Genomic DNA, 21004 nt, shown 5'->3' on the forward strand with positions numbered 1-21004 from the left:
ATGAAAACAATTAAAATTTTACTATTCGGATTGCTAATTCTTTCCTCACTTTCAATAACTGCGCAAGACAAAACTTTTGAAGTTGATGTCATAGGCGAAGGAGACCCAATTCTATTATTTCCAGGCTTTACTTGTACTGGCGATGTTTGGAATGCGACCGTAAACGAACTATCAAAGAATTACGAATGCCATGTATTTACTTTTGCGGGCTTTGGAGATGTACCGGCAATTGAAAAACCATGGTTACCAAAAATTAAAGAAGATATTTTGGAATACGTTTCACAAAATAAATTAGAAAATCCTGTTTTGCTAGGTCATAGTTTAGGTGGTGCTTTGGCATTGTGGATGGCAGCAGATGGCAATTCATTTAAAGAACTGATAATTGTTGATGCTTTACCATCAACGGGTGCTTTAATGATGCCCAATTTTAAAAGTGAGTATATGGTGTATGATTCGCCATATAATAAACAGCTATTAGCTATGAACGATGCCGATTTTGAAGCTATGGCACAGCAAATGGCGAGTAGTATGACCAAAGAAAAATTGAATCAAGAAAAAATTAAAAATTGGATGATTCAGGCAGATCGTGAAACCTATGTCTATGGATATACAGATTTATTAAAGTTAGATTTACGTGAAGATTTGGCTAAGATAAATTCACCGGTTACTATTTTGGCCGCTACAGAACCTTATGGTTTGGATATGGCAAAATCTACTTATGAACTACAGTATAAAGCGCTTGTAGAATACACCATTGAATTTGCTAATGGGTCATCTCACTTTATCATGTATGATCAACCACAATGGTTTATCGAAAATCTTAAAAATGCGTTGAACGATTAATGGGGTCTAAAGAAATTACATATCAGAAGATTTACGAAGAAAACTATCCTAAAGTTATGCGATTGTGTATGGGGTATACGGTAGGTAATGATGCTCTTGCCAAAGATTTAGCTCAAGAAACTTTTATTAAAGTGTGGCAGAATTTAGAAGGATTTAGAAATGAAAGCGGACTTTCAACTTGGATCTACCGAATTTGCGTGAACACATGCTTGGCAGAAATACGACGGGAACGCAAAAAGGATAGAAACCTGCAAATTGATAGTCTTCAGGTTAGCGATGCTAGCGACAATGCTACTGATAAGGAAGATATGCTGGTTCAGCTTTATAAATGCATCAATAAATTAAGTAGCACTAATAAAGCTATAATCTTATTGGAGTTAGAAGGATTACCCCAGCTAGAAATTTCAGAGATCATGGGAATTAAGTATGAAGCTATCCGTACTAGAATACATAGAATAAAACAACAACTTACAAAATGTGTCCACAATGAATAATTTTGAAGATTTACAGAATAAATGGCAGAACCAAACTACAATTTCTGCCACTGAAGACGGATTTCAATCGCTTTTAAAAAGTGTAAAATCCATAGAACAAAAACAAAGAACAGGTAATATTGTTTTAACCATCACTATTATTATTCTGGTTGCGTTTCTCCTTTATGTTTCCGGATATAATAGTACTACCTTCTTACTTGGAATAGGCTTAATGATTGGTAGTTTGGTGGTTAGAATAGCTGTTGAGTTATATAGCTTAAAAAAGTTAAGAACTATAAATTTCAGCAAAGAGTCAAATACTTTTCGCAATGATTTAACCCATTATTATAGTTTTAGAAAGTACGTCCATTACTTAATCACACCATTGACAATAGGTGTTTATACCGTTGGGTTTATTATTTTATTGCCTTTATTTAAAGCCACTTTATCGCATGGGTTTTATCTATATATTTTATGTTCATCAGTCGCGTTTTTGGTGCTGTTCTCTGTGTTTTTATACAAACAAGTAAAGAATGAACTCTATAAATTGAAACAATTACAATTGGATGATGAAGCCATTAATTTGTGATAGCCATGTTAAATGACTTATTAAACCCATATTACTTATTATCTTTATAAGAATAATATGGGTCTAATGAAATACGTACTTAGTTACTTTTTACTTTTCTGTCTTTGTTTAACCAGTTGCACCTCGCAGAAAAAACTACAAACGGAAACTCCGTTCAAAATTGGTGAAGCTAGTAGCCAACCCTATGTTGGCGGACGAGAAGAAAGCGGTTCTGGTACTGAATTACGTATTCCGGTTTCATTACTTGAAAATTCTGATATCGAATTATATGAAGTTTATTTTCGTGGTAAGCAGGTAAAGGCATTTGTGAATACGGTAGATAATCAAAACATGATTGTAGTTAGAATACCTAATAACAATCCTGAATCATCTGAAACATTAGATTTAAAATTAGATACAGATGAGGCTGTTATAAGTTATAATGAAGATGGAGAAATGAAATATGCTAAAGTAAATGGCATAAAACAAAAGCAACCATTAATTTATAAGGACGCACCCAAAAACTAACTTTGTAACTAGGCTTTTAATAGGTACTTTTATCGCCTGAATGTATAGTGCTTGAATCCACTCAAAAAACTTTTTAAACAAACTGCAATCTATGGCTTGGCAACTGTCTTGCCTAGGATGATTTCGTTTTTACTTGTGCCCATTTATACAGATGTAATGGCACCAGGGAAGTATGGAGAAGTAACTCTTATTTTTTCTTGGTTTGCAATTTTCAATGTTTTTTTAGCCTACGGAATGGAAACTGCCTTTTTCCGTTTTTACAAGGAGTCAGAAAATAGAAAGAAAGTCGTTAGTACATCATTATTGTCTATCATGGGCTCTACAGCTTTATTGGTACTAATAGGTGTCTTTTTCAAGGAGAAATTATCCCTAGCTTTAAATATTGATTTGCCTTTCATGAATTATGTGTTAGGAATTTTAGCACTAGACGCCTTGGCAATTATACCTTTTGCATGGCTTAGAGCAAATGAAAAACCAATGCGTTACGCAATAGTCAAAATACTTAATGTATCGCTTAACTTAGGTCTTACTTTATTTTTCTTGATTCTGTTACCTAAGATGGCAGAAGGAACTTCAGAAGGGTTTCTACAATCTTTTTATAAGCCTGATTACGAAATTCCATATATCTTGATTGCAAATCTGTTTGCAAGCGGAGTTACTTTATTGTTGATGATTAGGGTCTACATTCGTAGACCTTATGTGTTCGATAAGGATCTTTGGAAAAGAATGGTTCGTTATGCAATGCCAGTTATGGTTGCCGGTGTAGCATTTACTATCAATGAAGTATTTGACAGGTATTTACTTTCTGAATTGTTGCCTGTAGGTATTGCAAAAAGTGAAATGGGTAAATATTCAGCATGTTATAAATTGGCACTTTTTATGACACTATTTGCTACTGCCTTTCGTATGGGTATTGAGCCATTTTTCTTTAGCCACTCAGACACCAAGAATCCGCAAAAGGCGTATGCGCAAATAACCAACTACTTCGTTGTTATGGGTAGTGTAATATTGCTTACAGTTGTTGTCTTTGCAGATGTTTTAAAGCGGTTTTTAGTGTTAAATGAAGCATATTGGGATGCAATGCCAATTGTTCCCTTAATTGTATTAGCAAGTTTCTTTCTAGGAATCTATCACAATCTATCTGTTTGGTACAAGGTGACCGACCGAACAAAATTTGGAGCTTATATTTCTATGATAGGTGCTGTTTTGACTATAATTGTCAATCTAATTTTCATTCCGTATTTTGGGTATATGGCATCAGCCGTTGCAACTTTATTAGCCTATGGCACCATGATGTTACTTTCGTTTTATTTCGGGCGTATGTATTATCCTATCCCGTATAACTTTAGAAAAATTATCTTTTATTTAGTAGTATCCATCTTGTTTTCTGTAATATCATTTTACATTTTTGATAGGAATCTTTTTATTGGAATACCGTTATTACTACTGTTCTTAGGCTTGGTGTATAAATTGGAGTTTCAGAATCTTAAAAAATTATATTTAAATAGATGAACATAAAAATCATAAATAAGTCGAATCACGACTTGCCGCATTACGAAACAAGTGCTTCTGCTGGTATGGACTTAAGAGCTAATCTTGCTGAAGCTGTTACTTTGCAACCTTTAGGTAGAGCCATTATACCAACTGGTCTTTTTATTGAATTACCGGTAGGTATTGAAGCTCAGGTAAGACCTAGAAGTGGTCTTGCCGCTAAAAAAGGAATAACGGTACTTAATGCCCCTGGCACAATAGATGCTGATTATAGAGGAGAAGTTGGGGTGATATTGATAAACCTTGGTAGTGAAGATTTTGTGGTAGAAAACGGTGAACGTATAGCGCAAATGGTCATTGCTAAGCATGAACGCGCTGAGTGGAATCTTGTGGATAATCTATCTGAAACTGCAAGAGGAGAAGGCGGATTTGGTAGTACCGGTGTAAAGTAGTTTCTAAATTGTAGATATGAAGAAGTTGATTTTTTTGTGCTTGCTTGTCGGTGTTGGTAATATACCAATGCAGTCCTATGCGCAAGAAAATCAAGAATTAGAAGTAGAGCAAAGTGCAGAAGTATTTCTTGAAGAATATTCTGATACTTTTCAAGAGAATTTTTTTGAAGGATTAAAGCAAATGGGAATACGAAATTATGACCGTGCCATAACCTACTTTTTAGAATGTAAGCGTCTACAGCCGCAAAATACCGTTGTTACTTTTGAACTTGCCAAGTTTCATTTGTATGATAAACAATTTATACTCGCTCAAGAATATGCCCTAGAAGCATTAAACGGTGAACCAGAAAATTACTGGTACGCTGAAACACTTGTTAATGTTGTTGATGCTAGAAAATCTGTACTAGAAGAGGTGAAAGCAGATTTACCTTGGAGTAATATTGAACTAAGGGGTAATTTGGCAGAAATCTATTTTTTAAACGCAGATTACGTTACTGCAAAGTCTGTTTTAAAAGGAATTAAAACGTCAAAAAAACAAAAGTATTTAGAGCAGAAAATTAATGACTCAATTGCGAAACAAAAAAAGTTGGTTATACCTGTAGCAAAGGTAGAAAGAACGGAATCTTCTGGAGATTTAAATAGTGTAGATGGGTATAAGTCAAAAATTGAAACCTTGCTTACTGCCGGTTCTAACAATGATATTTTACTTGAAACAACAGAAGAGGCAATGGAACGTTTCCCTTCTCAACCTTATTTCTATTATGCCAACGGAGCAGCTTTAAACAAAGCGCTGAAATATAAAGATGCTATTGATATTCTAGAGACGGCTTTAGACTACATAGTTGATGATACTACATTAGAAAATGCTATTTATAAAGAATTGGCAAATGCATATACGGCTACCAATAATACGTCTAAAGCAAATATGTACCTTAGTAAAATTAAATCAGGATTTTAAATGATGAAGTTTTTGAGTATGATGAAGATAAAATATGCTTTACTAGTGGTCGCGGTAGTTTTTATGGCGTCTTGTAAAAGTGCAAAGGTGATTTCTGGAGGTACAGTAGATGCAAAATTATCATCTAAATCGGTGATAAAAGCGCATTACCAAAACGAAGCTGGATTTAAGACCTTAGCAGGTAGGGTTAAAATTGCTTATTCTGATGGTGAATCTTCTCAGAGTGTTTCGGTAAGCTTACGAATGGAAAAAGACAAAGCCATTTGGATGAGTGCACCCTTGGGTATTGTAAAAGCATATATTACACCAGATAGAGTTTCTTTTTATAATAAATTGGAGAACGAATATTTTGATGGTGATTTTTCATATTTAAGTAAATTGTTAGGTACTGAAGTAGATTTTTCAATCTTACAAAATTTATTGACCGGTCAAGCTATCGTAGACTTACGACTAGAGAAATATGATATAGGTATCTCTGAAGACACGTACAGGCTTACTCCAAAACAACAGGGAACCTTATATAAAACCCTATTTCAATTGGAGCCTAAAAACTATAAAATGGCTATGCAACAACTTTCTCAACCACAAGAGAAACGTTTATTGGAGATTGTCTATAAAAATTATCAGAGTATAGATAAAGAAGTTTTGCCCAATGAAATTATAGTTAGGGCAATTAGTAAAGACAAGGTAAATAATATTGACCTTGAATTTAAAAGTTTGGAATTGAACGGAACAGTGAATTTTCCATATTCGATACCAAAAGGATTTAATGAAATAGAGCTTTAAAAAGATGTTGTTCAAACTTAAATACGGTCTTTTTCTTTTAGTGCTGTTCACTACAGTTGCTACTTTTGCGCAGACAAGTGAACAAAAAGCCTTAGAGGAAAAACGCGAGCAACTGCAAACTGAAATACGTGATATTAACCGGTTACTTTTTGCTGAGAAAAAAGAGAAAGGTAATGTCTTGGATCAGATGGAAGCATTGGATAAAAAGATTACTGTACGCCAACAATTAATTCGAGTTACCAATCAACAATCTAACTTGTTGAACAGGCAGATCAATACCAACATCAGAAATATAGGGAAATTAAAGAATGAGCTGCAAGAAGTAAAGGACGAGTATGCTAAAATGATTCAAAAGTCATATCAGAACAAATCAAAACAAAATAGATTAATGTTCTTATTGTCTTCAGAAAGCTTCTTTCAAGCCTTTAAAAGACTTCAGTATATGAAGCAATATACTGACTATAGAAAAGAGCAAGGAGCTCAAATATTAGCTAAAACAGAAGAGCTTTCGCGGTTAAATTCAGATTTGAATGAAGAGCGTAAAGTAAAAGAGGTTTTGTTGGCGCAAAACAAAAAAGCAAAAAATCAATTATTTGCTGAAATACAGACTCAAAAAGCATTATTAGGTACTATTCGTAAAAATGAGAGTAAGTATACTAGTGCTATTGATAAGAAAAAGAAGGAATCTAGAAAAATAGATCAACAGATAGAAAAATTGATTAGAAGTGCTATTGCGGCATCCAATAAAAAAACGGGAAGTACTACTAAAAATTCAAGCAAATTTGTATTAACACCCGAAGCTACGGTTATCGCAAATAACTTTTCTGCAAATAAAGGTAAATTGATTTGGCCAGTAGAAAAGGGAATAAAAAGTCAAGGATTCGGAGTCTATGCTGATCCTGTTTATCCGGGAATAAAGCACCAAAGTAACGGTGTAATCATAGCAACAGATGAAGGTTCAAAAGCTCGTGCCATTTTTGAAGGGGAAGTCATCGCTATTTTGGCGGTACCTGGCGGTAATAAAGGTGTTCAAATTAAACATGGTAATTTCATTAGCACCTATTACAACCTTTCTGAGCTATATGTAAAAAAAGGGGATAAGGTAACTAGTAAAGAAGAGCTTGGTGTTGTTTATACCAATAAAAACAATGGTCAAACCCGATTAAAATTTTACTTATACCAAGATACCTCTCGTCTTAACCCAGAAGATTGGGTGTATCGTCTTTAAAACTTTATAAAAATGAGTCAACAACACACTATATCAGATATTAAAGGAAGCTTTGAATTACGTAACGGGGTAAAGATGCCGTACTTAGGTTTAGGAACCTATCAATCAGATAATGACCAAGAAGTTGTAGATGCGGTAAAGAGTGCACTTCAATTAGGGTATCGGCATATTGATACTGCGGCAGCATATAAAAATGAAGAAGGTGTAGGGCAAGGTATACGCGAAAGCGGAATAGATAGAAGTGAAATATTTTTGGTGACCAAAGTTTGGAATACTGACCAAGGATATGATGAAACACTAAAAGCTTTTGATGCTAGTTTAAAACGTTTGGGTGTCGACTACCTAGATTTATACCTTATTCATTGGCCAGTTGCAGGAAAGTACAAAGAAACTTGGAGAGCTTTAGAATATCTGTATGCTCAAAAGAAAATTAGGGCAATAGGAGTAAGTAATTTTCTAAAACATCACTTAGAAGATCTGATGAGCGAATGTAAGGTGGTGCCTATGGTCAACCAAATGGAGTTTCATCCGTACTTGGTGCAGCAAGACCTTATCGATTTTTGTACTTCAAACGGAATTCAATACGAGTCTTGGTCTCCTTTTATGCAGGGTAAGGTGTTTGAATTAGATATTTGTGCGGACTTAGCTAAAAAATACAATAAGAGTGTGGCACAGATTATTTTGCGTTATAATCTGCAAAAAGGTATTGTTGCTATTCCAAAATCTGTACATGCCAAACGAATAGCATCTAATGCTGATATTTTTGATTTTGAGTTGTCTGTAGCTGATATTACTTTTCTAGATGGCTTGGAAACAGGAGAACGTTCAGGTCCAGATCCCGATAACTTCAATTTTTAGTAGCTAATTTTATCAATACTATTTTTCTATTATTTAAATAATATGATTTCTTTAATTCTATGTTATCATATTGATTTTCATAGTATTATGTAGGTGCGGGTTGATTAATTTTTCCGAATTTTACTGTATTAATTAGTAAAAAGGAACTATTATGAGCAACACGATCACTTTAAATCCAGAGTCTACTCAAAATCAATTAGAGAAGAATACTAAATCACCAAGTTTTAATTTGAACTGGTCGCTTAAACCAATAGTTGTTTATGTTGCTTTCTTAGCTACATGTTTGACTTTAGCCTACGGCGGACTAGTTGCTTTTTCAATCGCTTTTTTCATAATAGGTAGCATTGGTTTAGCTGTGCTTTATATCTGGAATAATGCAACAAAAATGGAAATGGACCTTTCTTTTAAGGTTGATTTAGAGCAGTCAGAATTGGAAAAGGATTTGTACCGAGAGGTGGTTTAACTGAATTACAAATTAGATTTGCTAAAATATAGACAGAGCTCTTGTCTAACATATTTTAGCAAAAAATAATAATGAGAAATCGATTGGTGTTTTGACAAACTTTTTTACTTCGTAAACAAAGCTTTAAGCTCGGTAGCATTATCAGGCTTCATTTTACCTGCCAAAACAAGACTTAGCTGTTTTCTACGTAATGCACCTTCAAAACGGGTAATTTCTAGAGGAGTTTCAGGCGTTAGTTCAGGAACTTCAGTTGGTGTACCTGTTTCATCAACGGCAACAAAGGTATAGATAGCTTCATTTGCCTTAGTGCTCTTGCCGCTGTAGCGGTCTTCTATCCAAACATCTATATATACCTCCATAGAGGTGTTGTATGCTCTAGAAACGGCTGCTTCGACAGTAACAACACTACCAAGCGGAATTGCTAAATTAAAGGCTACATGATTTACCGATGCGGTAACGGTAATTCTACGGCTATGTCTACCGGCTGCAATACTAGCTGCACGATCCATACGTGCCAATAGTTCGCCACCAAATAAATTTTGAAGTGCGTTGGTCTCACTAGGGAGAACCAAATCGGTCATTGTTGTACGTGATGCTGCAGGAGTCTTTGCTTCCATTAATTAGAAATTTTGCGCAAAGATACGGGCATCAAGGGTACTAATAAAATGTGCGTAGGTTTATTTTTCGGTTAATAACCAAGCATCTTTAGACTGCGTACGTTTAATTTCACGCAATGCTTTTAAAGCATCGTTTGCATTGGTATAACTATCAAAAGTTACCATGTGAAGTCCATAGGCATTCGTGCCATAATAACCGGCATTAAATCCGTTTGCCTTAAGCTGTTCAATTTTTCTATCGGCATTACCTCTAACCCTAAAAGCGCCGGCAACAATAAAGTGCGTTGCTTCATCTTTGTTAATGGCTGGCTTTGCTGTTGAAGTTGTAGTAGCTTCAACGGTAACGGTTGGTAATTCTAATGGCGATAAGTCGAAGAAGGTTGCTTCTTGTATTTGTTTGTTTACAAACTCTTCAGCATCCTGTCTAGCAACTTGCTCGTTGGTATTTTTTTGTTGGTATGCACGATAACCGGTTACGCCTGTAGAAAATGCTAGCATTAGAATAGCAGCATATTTTAAATAAGGTCTAAAGCCTCTAGTTTCTCTACGCTCAGGACTAATAACGAACGGTATTTTTTCTTCTATTTCTACAATCTCTTCTTTTAAAACTTCTCTAGTTACAGGTATAGAGTTAAAATTTGAAAGTCCGAATGAAGAGGTTAAATAGTTTGTTTCGTTTGCAGGTTGAAACAATATTTTATCTTCATGGTTTCTAGCTAAAGAACCAATATTTTTTAGGTGTAAAGAAGTTTCTTGAATTAAGACTTCTTGCCAAGTTTTCACTTGTTTTTCAATTTCAACCAATGCTGTTTCATAAGAAACCTTCTCTGCACTTGATACATAAGAAACCAAAAGCCCATCATTTGAGATCAGCTGTCTATTGAAAACAATAGATTTATTTGGTGCGCTAAACGTATTGGTAACCACGTTTATTTTGGCAGAATTTTTTTGGGTAAGGAATGCTCCAAATCCAGGAACAACAACACAGTTGTACCTATAAAGTAAATCGCTTATATAGTGTTCTAAAACCATCGGATCACAAATATGAAGAAAATAAAGAGGTATAAAAACACCTTCGGTAACTTTTTATTAACATATTTTTTTCGCTTATTTGTGAACAAGAAATGAAAACGACACAACATACTGCTGATGAACTTGTTGCAATACTCCGGTTACAACATGTGCCAAATATTGGAGATATCCTCGCGAAGAAATTAATTTCACATTGTGGGAGCCCATCCGCAATTTTCGAAGATAAAAAACAAAATCTGTTGAAAATTGATGGCATTGGTACGCATACCATCAAGCATTTATTCGACTTAGAACATTTGGAAGCTGCCGAGTCAGAATATAATTATGTACTTAAAAACGATATCAGTTGCACGTATTTTCTAGATAATGATTATCCTCAATATTTAAAACATTGTATTGATGGACCTATACTTTTATTTCAGAAAGGAAATATTGATTTGCAGAATCGTAAATTGATTAGTGTTGTTGGTACCCGTAATATTACAAGCTACGGAATGGCTTTTTGCGAGCAGTTTATTGAGGAAGTAGCTCCTTTAGATCCAGTTATAATTAGTGGTTTTGCTTACGGAGTAGATATTTGTATTCAGCGGGAAGCTATAAAACATGGTTTACAGACCATAGGATGCTTAGCGCACGGACTAAATCAAATCTACCCAAAGGTACATGCAAAGTATCAAGCTGATGTTTTAAAGAATGGCGGATTCTACACTGAATTTTGGAGTACAAGTAACCCAGAACGCGAAAACTTTTTAAAACGAAACCGAATTATTGCTGGTGTAAGTGAAGCTACGGTTGTTGTTGAATCTGCTGAGAAAGGTGGTAGTCTAGTAACAGCTGATATCGCCAATAGCTATAATAGAGATGTTTTTGCAGTGCCAGGTAGAACCACTGATAAATATAGCCTTGGCTGTAACAACCTAATCAAACAGCAAAAAGCACATGTTATGACTTCAGCGGCAGATTTAATTTATTTGCTAGATTGGGATATAGCTGAAAAACAGAATAAGAATATTCAGAGACAGCTTTTTATTGAATTAGATGAGGTTGAACAAAATATTTACACCTACCTGCAGAATAACGGTAAGCAAATTTTAGATAGCATAGCCTTAGATTGTAAACTACCTATTTATAGAACATCTTCTACGTTGTTAAATATGGAAATGAAGGGTGTTATTAGACCTTTACCAGGGAAATTGTTTGAGGCAATCTGAGATTTTACAAACCACACGGTTTGTTTCTAAAATATTCTAAGGCAAGAATGAAATAACTGATCTCTTTATCGATAAAATGCCATTCTAAATCGGGAAATTTGCGGCGGACTCGTTGATAATTAAAACAAAAAACCGACCAATAGGTCGGTTTTTAATATTTGAGGTTTTCTGAGGCTGATAATTAATATCCTAGCTTTTCACGAACTCTTCCTAGTACTCCGTCTGCTACTTTTCTTGCTTTTTCTGCTCCCAAAGCAAGTGCATCGTCAATTTCATTTAGATGGTTCATGTAGTATTCAAACTTCTCACGAGGCTCTTCAAATTTATTTACAATTACTTCATAAAGTGCTTGTTTTGCATGACCGTAGCCATAATTTCCGGCTAAATAGTTAGCGCTCATTTCTTCAATTTGAGGCTGGCTAGCTAGAATTTTATATAAAGCGAATACATTATCATTCGTAGGATCCTTTGGATCTTCCATAGCAGTGCTATCCGTTTGTATTCCCATTATTTGCTTGCGTAATTTTTTATCTGTCTGAAAAAGACTGATTAAATTACCCTTGCTTTTACTCATTTTTGCACCATCGGTACCTGGTATGTACATGGTTTCTTCTTGAACCTTACCGTCAGGTATTACAAAAGTTTCACCTAATTGCGCGTGAAAACGAGAGGCAACATCTCTAGTCATTTCTATATGTTGCATTTGATCTTTGCCTACAGGTACAATATTGGCATCATACATTAATATATCTGCCGCCATTAACATTGGGTAGGTAAAGAGTCCGGCATTTACATCTTCTAACCTGTCTGCCTTGTCTTTAAAAGAATGTGCAAGCGTTAAACGTTGGTACGGAAAAAAACAGCTTAAGTACCAAGCCAATTCTGTGGTTTGTGGTACATCGCTTTGTCTGTAAAAAACAGTATTGTCAATATCCAACCCAAAAGCTAGCCATGTTGCAGCAACAGCATACGTGTTATGACGTAATTCTGCCCCATTTTTAATTTGTGTTAACGAATGCATATCTGCAATAAATAGAAAAGATTCGTTAGAAGGATCATTTGCCATATCTATTGCTGGCTTGATCGCTCCAAGAATATTACCTAAATGCGGAGTTCCTGTACTTTGTATGCCTGTTAAAATTCTTGCCATTTTCTTTATTCTAAAAAAGCAAAGGTAAAACAAATACAAAAAAACTATCCTAAATAACTACTTTTGATTTATGCTTAAATTGGTTAAACAAACCGGTCAAACTATATATCGCATTTGGTTTTATATTCTAGTGGCCATTCCTATTCTACTCTTTTTTCCATTTCTTGTCCTTTTCGCCTCAAGAGAAGCCTGGTATCCACAATTTTTTTGGATGGCCAGAAACTTATGGGCTAGATTTATACTGTATGGTATGTTTTGTTTCCCTAAAGTAACCTATGAGCAACGTTTGGTTAAAAGAAAGAGTTATATGTTGGTTGCGAACCATACTAGTATGCTAGATATTATGTTGATGCTTGTAGTAAGTAGAAACCCTTTTGTTTTTGTTGGCAAGAAAGAATTGGTTAAAATTCCCTTATTCGGATTTTTCTATAAACGGGTATGTATAATGGTGGATAGAGACAATACTCAAAGTAGAACTGGTGTATATAGAAGAGCTCAAAGAAGGTTGCAACAGGGTTTGAGTATCTGTATTTTTCCTGAAGGTGGTGTACCCGAAGAGCATGTATTGTTAGATAAATTTAAAGATGGTGCTTTTAAAATGGCCATTGCCCATAAAATACCAGTCGTACCCATGACATTCTATGACAATAAAAAACGGTTCTCTTTTACATTTTTAAGTGGTGGACCTGGTAAATGCAGGGCTCGAGTTCATTCATTTGTAGAAACGCATTCAATACGACCAGAAGATACAGCAGAGCTCAGAACAAGTGTTAGGGAAACGATACTTAATGATTTAACCAGAAATAGTTAGAACCTGTAACCTAGATTTATTCCTCCTTTACCAATAATTGTAAAATCTCTATCGTTTTTAAATAGATTGCGACCAATACCTGCGTCTATTTCTACGATAAAACCTCGTTTAGTTAGTAGTTTAACTCCGGTACCAATACCTAAGGCAAAATCGACAATATTTTCTTCGTATCCAGAACTTGAATAATAAGAATCTGTTGGTTCATCATAATAAGAACCATAAGTATAATCATCAACAGAATTCAACATACCAAAAGCTTCTACGAAAAAACCAGAAGCATATTTTTTACCAAAATATTGACGGTAGTACGGCGATATATAATAGTTGACATCGAGATTCTCATCATCATAAGTATATAGAACATCAATACCTATGGCAGACTCTTCGTTTAGTAAATATTGATAATCGAGTTCAATTGCACCTAAGATTAAAAAGAGGCCGTTAATTTTTAATTCTTGATGTTCTTCTGAAGTTATATACTCATCGTCTAGGTCTTGAGCGTATATAGAAATGCTCATTAAGCAAAGGCAATACAAGATATAATTCTTCATATATATATATATTAAAATTGAAAAGTGATTCCGCTATAAACTCCAACTGAATACGGTCTAAACGTACCGTTTACATTAGAAAAAGTATTTAATTGATATTTGAAAATCGGTTCTACATTAAATCGCACCTTTTGTGAAAAGTTGTAATTAAGACCAAGCCCCATGTTGGCACTAAAATTTAGGTCGTTAATATTATTAGCCTCTCCTATTTCAGTAGTCAGTTCGCCAGAAGTCAAGGATACTGCATTGTCAATTAGAAATAAAGAGCTAACACCGCCAATAAGGTTAACACCAAATTTCTTATCTATCAACGCATAATTTAATTCAACAGGTAATTCAAGATAACCAAACTGTTGAGACATGTAACCCTCTCTTGATGGGCTTTTTGCTGTAACATCTAGCGCTGAACTCATGGTGCTAAATTTGTCTGAGGTAACTATTTTGCTCGAAATTGTAAGTGTGTTAGATGTTTCTGCATAGTCAATAGTGCTTAATTGGCCAGTATTAGAAGCAAGAATTGAGGAAGATGAAAAAGCAACATCTTCAGTGTTATATCCGTAATCTACTTTGTTGATTCCTGAGCGTATGGTCAACTTTTTGGTAACAGCATATGCTACAGAAACTCCGTAACTCATATTTACATTTCCTGATTTTGCATTAGGACTAAAAATAGAATTTACCGGAGAGCCTTCACCAATGGCATTAAAATATACAGGAGCAACATTTGGACCAGCAGACCATTTATTACTAGCTACTTTTTTCTCTTTTAGATTTTCTTGATTTTCAATTTCCTCAAAAATAGATTTCTTGTTAGATTCAGGTTCTTCAGTTACTTCTTCAATAATACTATTTTCAGCTAATGTGCCTTCTGATTCTGAAAGATTAAAATCTAAATGAGAATTAGAGCCCTTGTTTGTAGTAGTAATAGATTCGTCTGTGCTTGGAGTGTTATTTGATAAGTTTTCTGAATGACTAATTTCAACGGCTTTTGAAGAGTTATTTTGTGCAATTAAAGCCTCGTTAGTAGAATTGCTATTTTCTGAAACATTTTTATTGTTTTCAGCTATAGCATCATTCTTAAGTTCAATATTCTTGTTGTAACTGTTCTTAGTTTTTGGCGCAGCAATTCTATTAGACTCTTGCTGATTGTTCTGTGTGTTGTTTTCTAAACCGTATGCTTCGCTGTCACTTACCATGTTTTGTTCAACAACAGCATTGCTAGTAGGGACTATTGAATCAATAAAAATTTCATTTTCAGTATTCGGTTGAATATCTTTTATGGTTTCAGACTCATTCTCACTGTCCACTAGAATTTCGTTGGTAGTATGTTCTTCTGTAAACGGATTAAAAATTAATAGTCCTACCATTATGGCGGCAGCAATACCACCTAGTGACCACCAAATTGGAATCACTCTTTTCTTTTTCCTTTTGTCCAATGACGCATCAATCGCGCGCCAGACTTTATTATCTGGTGTTTGCTTGAAATCCGATAGCTTATCTCGGAAAAGTTCGTCTATATTCTTCTTCTGCATCTAGTACTGTTTCTGTCTATAATCACTAGGATTATAAAAAGTGTGTTGATATTATAATTAAGATACTGACAATTGATTGCGTGATCTTAGTTTCTATTTTTTCTTTTAATAATGCGCGTGCCCTAGCAAGATTAGATTTTGAGGTGCCTATAGTGGTACCTAAAAGTTCACTAATTTCTTTATGTGTGTAGCCATCCAATACATATAAATTGAACGTAGCGCGGTATTTATTAGGTAATTCTTGAATGTAGCCTAACAACGTTTGTAGGCTGATGTCATCATAAACATTATCTACGGTAACTTCTTCTTCGGTATTATCTGTAACTACATTTAAGTATTCTTGCTTTCTATATTTTTGTAGGGCTGTGTTTACGGTAATTCTTTTCATCCAACCTTCAAAAGAACCTTTGTTTTTAAACTGACCTATTTTATCATATATAGTCATAAAACTATCATGTAGGGTATCTTCTGCCTGCGATTTAGATTTGGAATATTTTAGGCATATACCATAGAGGGTTGTGGCATAGGCTCTATATAGTAGTTCCTGTGCTTTACGGTCTCCTTTTTTGCAATTATGTATGAGTTCTTCTAGACTCACAAATGGTTGGTTGTTTTAAGGGTTGTTTACTGGAACGACAATTTCCATATATTCTGCCTCTCCGTCACTATTATCGCCTTTGTAAAATTTAAATGTATAGGGTTCGGTATAAATTACCTGGAAGTTGAAAGACGCCGTTTCTTGAATTAATTCTTCCATACAATCATCAATATCAGTTCTTACTGCGCCAATGGCAACAACACTTCTAGTGGTCAGGGAATCTTTAACAACGTCAAAACCTTCATAGTATGTACAACTATTTGGTTTTAAATAATTTACAGAAATCTTATACGTCTCATTAAGAATAAAAGATTCTGGTACTTCTGCATCGACAATCTCCAATGCTGTAAAGTGGAAATTGGCGTCATCATCATCAATAGAACAACCATTGCATATAAATGCTATGACCAAGGTCAACAGCATCATCTTATTTCTCATCATATAACTGTTTTGTCTATAGGATGAAAATTAAATACAATGGTTGCGTTAATTCATTTATGTTTACTTAAATAAAACTGAATTTAAGCATTTAAAGCAGCAATGGCTTCTCTAATTTTGCAATCTAATTCCTCAAATAATTCAGGGTTATCTAAAAGTATATTTTTAACAGCATCACGGCCTTGGCCTAGCTTTGTATCGCCATAGCTAAACCATGAACCACTCTTTTTTATAATTTCGTATTCAACACCTAAGTCAATCACTTCGCCAACTTTAGAAATACCTTCACCATACATAATATCAAATTCAGTGGTACGGAAAGGTGGTGCTACTTTATTCTTAACAACTTTAACTCTGGTCTTGTTACCTTGAACATTACCATCGGTATCTTTTATTTGTGTAGATCTTCTAATATCTAAACGAACAGATGCGTAAAATTTAAGCGCATTACCACCAGTAGTAGTTTCTGGGTTACCGAACATTACACCAATTTTTTCACGTAATTGGTTAATGAATATAACCGTACAATTTGTTTTACTGATAGAACCGGTTAATTTTCTAAGTGCCTGAGACATTAAACGTGCGTGAAGTCCCATTTTGGAATCTCCCATTTCACCTTCAATTTCACTTTTAGGTGTCAATGCCGCAACTGAATCTATTACTACAATATCGATTGCTCCAGAACGAATTAAGTTATCTGCAATCTCTAGTCCTTGCTCACCGTTATCTGGTTGAGAAATAATTAGGTTATCTATATCTACACCTAGTTTTTGAGCGTAAAAACGATCAAAAGCATGCTCAGCATCAATAAATGCAGCAATACCTCCTTTTTTTTGTGCTTCCGCTATAGCGTGTAAAGTCAAGGTTGTTTTACCTGAAGATTCTGGACCATATATTTCAACCACACGCCCTCTTGGGTAGCCACCTACGCCTAAGGCAATATCTAAACCTAATGAGCCAGAAGGTATCACTTCAACATCTGCAACAACACTATCTCCCAATTTCATTACAGCGCCCTTACCATAGGTCTTATCCATTTTGTCAAGGGTCAACTTTAATGCTTTTAATTTTGCTTCTTTTTCAGAACTCATTTTCTATTTTTTTGGAAAGCTAAATTACCAAATCTTTTTTGATTTGAATAATATTGAATCGATTACGCAACCATTTTAAGCAATTACTATCTTTTATAAAATAGAAGTTACTTCATTGGTTATAAATCGCTGTTTTTAGTGTCGGCGATTATAGGTGGCTATATCCTTTTTTTATTCTTTTAAGAATGTTATGAAAAAGAAAAGAATGGAATAGTCGATAAAGAGCCTTGTTAGAAGCAAGGCTCTTTTTTATGTGATAAAGTGGTAAACGGTATTAAAATAGGTGCAATTTTCAATATTATAGTTATTTTTGTCCTTCAAAATTTTTCTATAAACCTTCTGCCAAATGGCAGACTTAAATTATTAGTATAGCATGCAACTGTACAATACGTTAAGTGCAATAGAAAGAGCGGCTTTAATTGAAGAAGCGGGTAAGGAACGCCTTACTATCTCTTTTTATACCTATGCACACATTGGTAACACCAACATTTTTAGAAACCACCTTTTTATCAACTGGAATGATATGGACGTTCTTGGGCGAATTTATGTTGCTCACGAGGGTATAAATGCCCAACTTTCCGTTCCGGCTGAAAACTTCAATGTTTTTAAAGAGCATTTAGATAGCATTTCTTTTCTAGAAAATGTGCGACTCAATATTGCCATTGAGCAAGACAACCTTTCCTTTTTAAAGTTAAAAGTGAAAGTCAGAAATAAGATTGTAGCTGACGGATTAGAAGATAATTCTTTTGATGTCACCAATAAAGGTATTCATGTGGGTGCAGAACAGTTCAATGAACTTATTGAGGATCCAGATACAGTTTTGGTAGATATGCGAAACCATTATGAAAGTGAAATAGGGCACTTTAAAAATGCCGTTACACCAGATGTTGATACTTTTAGAGATTCATTAGATATTATTGAACGCGATTTAGCAGATCATAAAAAGGATAAGAAACTGGTAATGTACTGTACTGGTGGAATTCGTTGTGAAAAAGCGAGTGCCTATTATAAACACAAAGGTTTTGAACAGGTATATCAACTAGAAGGCGGAATCATTGAATACACCCGACAAGTAGAGAAAAACAATCTTGAAAATAAATTCAAGGGCAAGAATTTTGTTTTTGATCATAGAAGAGGAGAGCGTATTAGTGATGACGTTATTGCCAATTGCCATCAATGTGGCGAGTCTTGCGATGAGCATGTTAACTGTGCTAATGAAGCTTGCCATTTATTATTTATTCAATGCCCATCTTGTGCAGAAAAAATGAATAATTGCTGTTCAGATGCTTGTAAAGAAGTTCATGAATTGCCTTTTGAAGAACAAAAAGCGCTTCGAAAAGGTAAGGTTGTAAGTAATAAGATATTTAAAAAAGGACGATCAGAAGTGCTGAAGTTTAAAAAGTAGCTTTCTGTTTTAATAAGGCTTAAGTCATTAAACAATACGATACACTATAAAAAGACAGCATTTTTTGCTGTCTTTTCGTGTTTTTGAAAAGGTCTTGAGTTATTGGTAAAGTCACTATTTAAAACCGGCACCGCTAATTTCACTTTTATTTCACATTAAAAAAACTGTATCTTTACCTATAAGTTTTTTATGAACCTTTTTTGGTGAATTTTATAAAATTCGACCAAACCAATATATATAATATGAGTTGTAGTAGTTGTTCTACCGGTAAGGATGGACAACCAAAGGGATGCAAGAATAACGGTACTTGCGGTACAGATGGTTGCAATAAACTGACAGTCTTTGACTGGCTTTCAAATATGTCGCTCCCTAATGGGGAACGACCATTCGATTTTGTTGAAGTTCGATTTAAAAATAGTAGAAAAGAATTTTTTCAGAACACAGAAAATCTTTCACTTTTCATTGGCGATATAGTTGCCACACAAGCACAATCAGGTCATGACATAGGTATGGTTACCTTAACAGGTGAACTTGTGCGTGTGCAAATGAAGCGAAAGAAGGTGTCTTTTACTGAAGAAGATGCTCCAAAAGTTTACAGAAAAGCTAGTCAGAAAGACATAGATATTTGGCAAAAATGTAGAGATCGAGAAGAAGAAATTAAGAAAAGAGCACGTGAAATCGCTATTATTTTAAAGCTTCAGATGAAGATTTCTGATGTAGAATTTCAAGGCGATGGGTCTAAAGCTACGTTTTACTATACAGCCGATGAACGTGTAGATTTTCGTCAGTTGATAAAAGATATGGCAAAGGCGTTCGGTATTCGTATTGAAATGCGTCAAATTGGGTATCGTCAAGAAGCACAAAGGCTTGGTGGTATTGGTTCTTGTGGTAGAGAGTTATGTTGCTCAACATGGTTAACAGATTTTAGGTCTGTAAGTACTTCTGCAGCACGTTACCAACAGCTATCATTAAATCCACAAAAGCTTGCGGGTCAATGTGGTAAGCTGAAGTGTTGTTTAAATTATGAGCTAGACGTCTATGTAGATGCTCTTAAAGATTTTCCTGCTCAAGACACAAAATTGTTTACTGAAAAAGGACTGGCTTTTTGTCAGAAAACCGATATTTTTAAAGAGATGTTATGGTTTTCTTATAGAGAAGATCCTGGTAGTTGGCACGTGCTTTCTAAAGATCAGGTAAACGAAATCTTAGAGAAAAACAAGAAGAAAGAGAAGGTTGCTAGTTTGGAGATGTACGCAATGGAAATTGCTGTTGAAGAAAAAGTTGTTTTCGAAAATGTAGTAGGGCAAGACAGTCTTACTCGTTTTGATAGACCAAAAGGTGGTGGAAACAATAATAAAAATAGAAATAAGAACAAAAATCGCAACCGAAATAAGAACAAGAACAGAAATCGTAATAGAAATCAGAAGAAGGATGCGTAGTATATCTTGTTGTTTTTTAGCACTAGTGCTATTTGCTTCTTGTGACAGCAATATTATTAAGACCGAATACCGAACCTTAGAAGATGGTGTTTGGAACAAAGATAATGTTCTTGAATTTTCACTTTCTAAAATGGATACAATTGCGGCGCATGACATTTTTATCAACGTTCGCAATGATAATACTTTCCCTTATAGCAATCTATTTATAATTGCATCATTGACTACACCTGAGGGAGAAGTAACCAAAGACACTTTAGAGTATGCGATGTCTTTGCCAGATGGCACTTGGCTAGGCAAGGGTAGTGGTAGCATCAAAGAAAATAAATTATGGTATAAAGAAAACATCGTTTTTTCATCTTCTGGCGTATATACTATAGAGGTATCCCAGGCGATGCGTAAAAATGGTAATGTTTCTGGTATAATTGGGCTAGAAGGTATTACCGATGTAGGAATAGAAGTAACAAAAAGCACCCCGTAAACA

At 34.7% G+C, this 21004-nt stretch carries 24 protein-coding genes; 16 read left to right on the forward strand and 8 right to left on the reverse strand.

Going from position 1 to position 21004, the window contains the following annotated elements; all coding sequences use genetic code 11:
• From BUC31_RS04170 to BUC31_RS04220, 11 genes are all read left to right on the forward strand, one after another.
• Positions 1-843, forward strand: coding sequence for an alpha/beta fold hydrolase (locus BUC31_RS04170; protein WP_073241526.1), 843 nt, complete (start codon positions 1-3; stop codon positions 841-843).
• On the forward strand, positions 843-1337 hold the full coding sequence (locus BUC31_RS04175) for an RNA polymerase sigma factor (RefSeq protein ID WP_073241529.1): 495 nt from the start codon (positions 843-845) through the stop codon (positions 1335-1337). The genes BUC31_RS04170 and BUC31_RS04175 overlap by 1 nt, the downstream gene beginning before the upstream one ends.
• Positions 1330-1905: a hypothetical protein gene (locus BUC31_RS04180; protein WP_073241531.1), complete on the forward strand. Its 576-nt coding sequence runs from the start codon at positions 1330-1332 to the stop codon at positions 1903-1905. Before BUC31_RS04175 ends, BUC31_RS04180 begins: the two co-directional genes overlap by 8 nt.
• Positions 1906-1971: 66 nt before the next feature.
• Positions 1972-2412, forward strand: coding sequence for a hypothetical protein (locus BUC31_RS04185; RefSeq protein WP_139251890.1), 441 nt, complete (start codon positions 1972-1974; stop codon positions 2410-2412).
• Between the two features lie 51 nt (positions 2413-2463).
• Entirely contained in the window at positions 2464-3924 is a 1461-nt protein-coding gene (locus tag BUC31_RS04190) for a lipopolysaccharide biosynthesis protein (protein ID WP_073241535.1), read from the forward strand.
• Positions 3921-4355, forward strand: a complete 435-nt coding sequence (gene dut / locus BUC31_RS04195; protein WP_073241537.1) for a dUTP diphosphatase — start codon at positions 3921-3923, stop codon at positions 4353-4355. The genes BUC31_RS04190 and dut overlap by 4 nt, the downstream gene beginning before the upstream one ends.
• Positions 4356-4371: 16 nt before the next feature.
• Entirely contained in the window at positions 4372-5313 is a 942-nt protein-coding gene (locus BUC31_RS04200; RefSeq protein ID WP_073241539.1) for a tetratricopeptide repeat protein, read from the forward strand.
• Positions 5314-6099, forward strand: coding sequence for a lipoprotein insertase outer membrane protein LolB1 (locus BUC31_RS04205; RefSeq protein ID WP_084134940.1), 786 nt, complete (start codon positions 5314-5316; stop codon positions 6097-6099).
• A gap of 4 nt (positions 6100-6103) precedes the next feature.
• Entirely contained in the window at positions 6104-7327 is a 1224-nt protein-coding gene (locus tag BUC31_RS04210) for a murein hydrolase activator EnvC family protein (RefSeq protein ID WP_073241541.1), read from the forward strand.
• Positions 7328-7339: 12 nt separating this feature from the next.
• Entirely contained in the window at positions 7340-8185 is an 846-nt protein-coding gene (locus BUC31_RS04215) for an aldo/keto reductase (protein WP_073241543.1), read from the forward strand.
• 151 nt (positions 8186-8336) lie between these two features.
• Entirely contained in the window at positions 8337-8648 is a 312-nt protein-coding gene (locus BUC31_RS04220; protein ID WP_073241545.1) for a hypothetical protein, read from the forward strand.
• Between the two features lie 104 nt (positions 8649-8752).
• Here BUC31_RS04220 and BUC31_RS04225 read toward each other — a convergent pair whose 3' ends face one another.
• On the reverse strand, positions 8753-9265 hold the full coding sequence (locus BUC31_RS04225; protein WP_036151042.1) for an acyl-CoA thioesterase: 513 nt from the start codon (positions 9263-9265) through the stop codon (positions 8753-8755).
• Between the two features lie 60 nt (positions 9266-9325).
• Positions 9326-10297, reverse strand: coding sequence for an HU domain-containing protein (locus BUC31_RS04230; protein WP_073241547.1), 972 nt, complete (start codon positions 10295-10297; stop codon positions 9326-9328).
• Between the two features lie 92 nt (positions 10298-10389).
• Between BUC31_RS04230 and dprA the strand changes: the two genes are divergently transcribed.
• Positions 10390-11508, forward strand: coding sequence for a DNA-processing protein DprA (gene dprA / locus BUC31_RS04235; RefSeq protein ID WP_073241549.1), 1119 nt, complete (start codon positions 10390-10392; stop codon positions 11506-11508).
• 181 nt (positions 11509-11689) lie between these two features.
• Here dprA and trpS read toward each other — a convergent pair whose 3' ends face one another.
• A complete protein-coding gene (gene trpS, locus BUC31_RS04240; protein ID WP_073241551.1) occupies positions 11690-12658 on the reverse strand; it encodes a tryptophan--tRNA ligase in 969 nt (322 codons plus the stop codon).
• Positions 12659-12728: 70 nt separating this feature from the next.
• Here trpS and BUC31_RS04245 point away from each other — a divergent pair, with 70 nt between their 5' ends.
• Positions 12729-13469 carry a lysophospholipid acyltransferase family protein gene (locus BUC31_RS04245; protein ID WP_073241553.1) on the forward strand — a complete coding sequence of 247 codons (741 nt, stop codon included), beginning with the start codon at positions 12729-12731 and terminating at the stop codon, positions 13467-13469.
• Here BUC31_RS04245 and BUC31_RS04250 read toward each other — a convergent pair.
• The 5 genes from BUC31_RS04250 to recA all read right to left on the reverse strand — a co-directional run bounded on the left by BUC31_RS04250 (position 13466) and on the right by recA (position 17679).
• On the reverse strand, positions 13466-14020 hold the full coding sequence (locus tag BUC31_RS04250; protein ID WP_073241555.1) for a DUF3575 domain-containing protein: 555 nt from the start codon (positions 14018-14020) through the stop codon (positions 13466-13468). The genes BUC31_RS04245 and BUC31_RS04250 overlap by 4 nt on opposite strands.
• An 11-nt stretch (positions 14021-14031) precedes the next feature.
• Entirely contained in the window at positions 14032-15552 is a 1521-nt protein-coding gene (locus tag BUC31_RS04255; RefSeq protein ID WP_073241557.1) for a porin family protein, read from the reverse strand.
• Positions 15553-15583: 31 nt separating this feature from the next.
• Positions 15584-16150 (reverse strand): RNA polymerase sigma factor, encoded by a 567-nt coding sequence (locus BUC31_RS04260; RefSeq protein WP_073241559.1) that lies wholly within the window; start codon positions 16148-16150, stop codon positions 15584-15586.
• Positions 16151-16165: 15 nt separating this feature from the next.
• Positions 16166-16591: a hypothetical protein gene (locus BUC31_RS04265; protein ID WP_073241561.1), complete on the reverse strand. Its 426-nt coding sequence runs from the start codon at positions 16589-16591 to the stop codon at positions 16166-16168.
• An 80-nt stretch (positions 16592-16671) separates the two neighbouring features.
• Entirely contained in the window at positions 16672-17679 is a 1008-nt protein-coding gene (gene recA / locus BUC31_RS04270; protein ID WP_073241563.1) for a recombinase RecA, read from the reverse strand.
• A 373-nt stretch (positions 17680-18052) separates the two neighbouring features.
• Here recA and trhO point away from each other — a divergent pair, with 373 nt between their 5' ends.
• From trhO to BUC31_RS04285, 3 genes are all read left to right on the forward strand, one after another.
• Entirely contained in the window at positions 18053-19084 is a 1032-nt protein-coding gene (gene trhO, locus BUC31_RS04275; protein WP_073241565.1) for an oxygen-dependent tRNA uridine(34) hydroxylase TrhO, read from the forward strand.
• Between the two features lie 242 nt (positions 19085-19326).
• Positions 19327-20523 (forward strand): PSP1 domain-containing protein, encoded by a 1197-nt coding sequence (locus BUC31_RS04280; protein ID WP_073241566.1) that lies wholly within the window; start codon positions 19327-19329, stop codon positions 20521-20523.
• A complete protein-coding gene (locus BUC31_RS04285) occupies positions 20516-21001 on the forward strand; it encodes a gliding motility lipoprotein GldH (RefSeq protein WP_073241568.1) in 486 nt (161 codons plus the stop codon). The genes BUC31_RS04280 and BUC31_RS04285 overlap by 8 nt, the downstream gene beginning before the upstream one ends.
• Positions 21002-21004 lie beyond the last annotated feature (3 nt).

This window comes from Maribacter aquivivus (assembly GCF_900142175.1).
GTDB classification, from domain to species: domain Bacteria; phylum Bacteroidota; class Bacteroidia; order Flavobacteriales; family Flavobacteriaceae; genus Maribacter; species Maribacter aquivivus.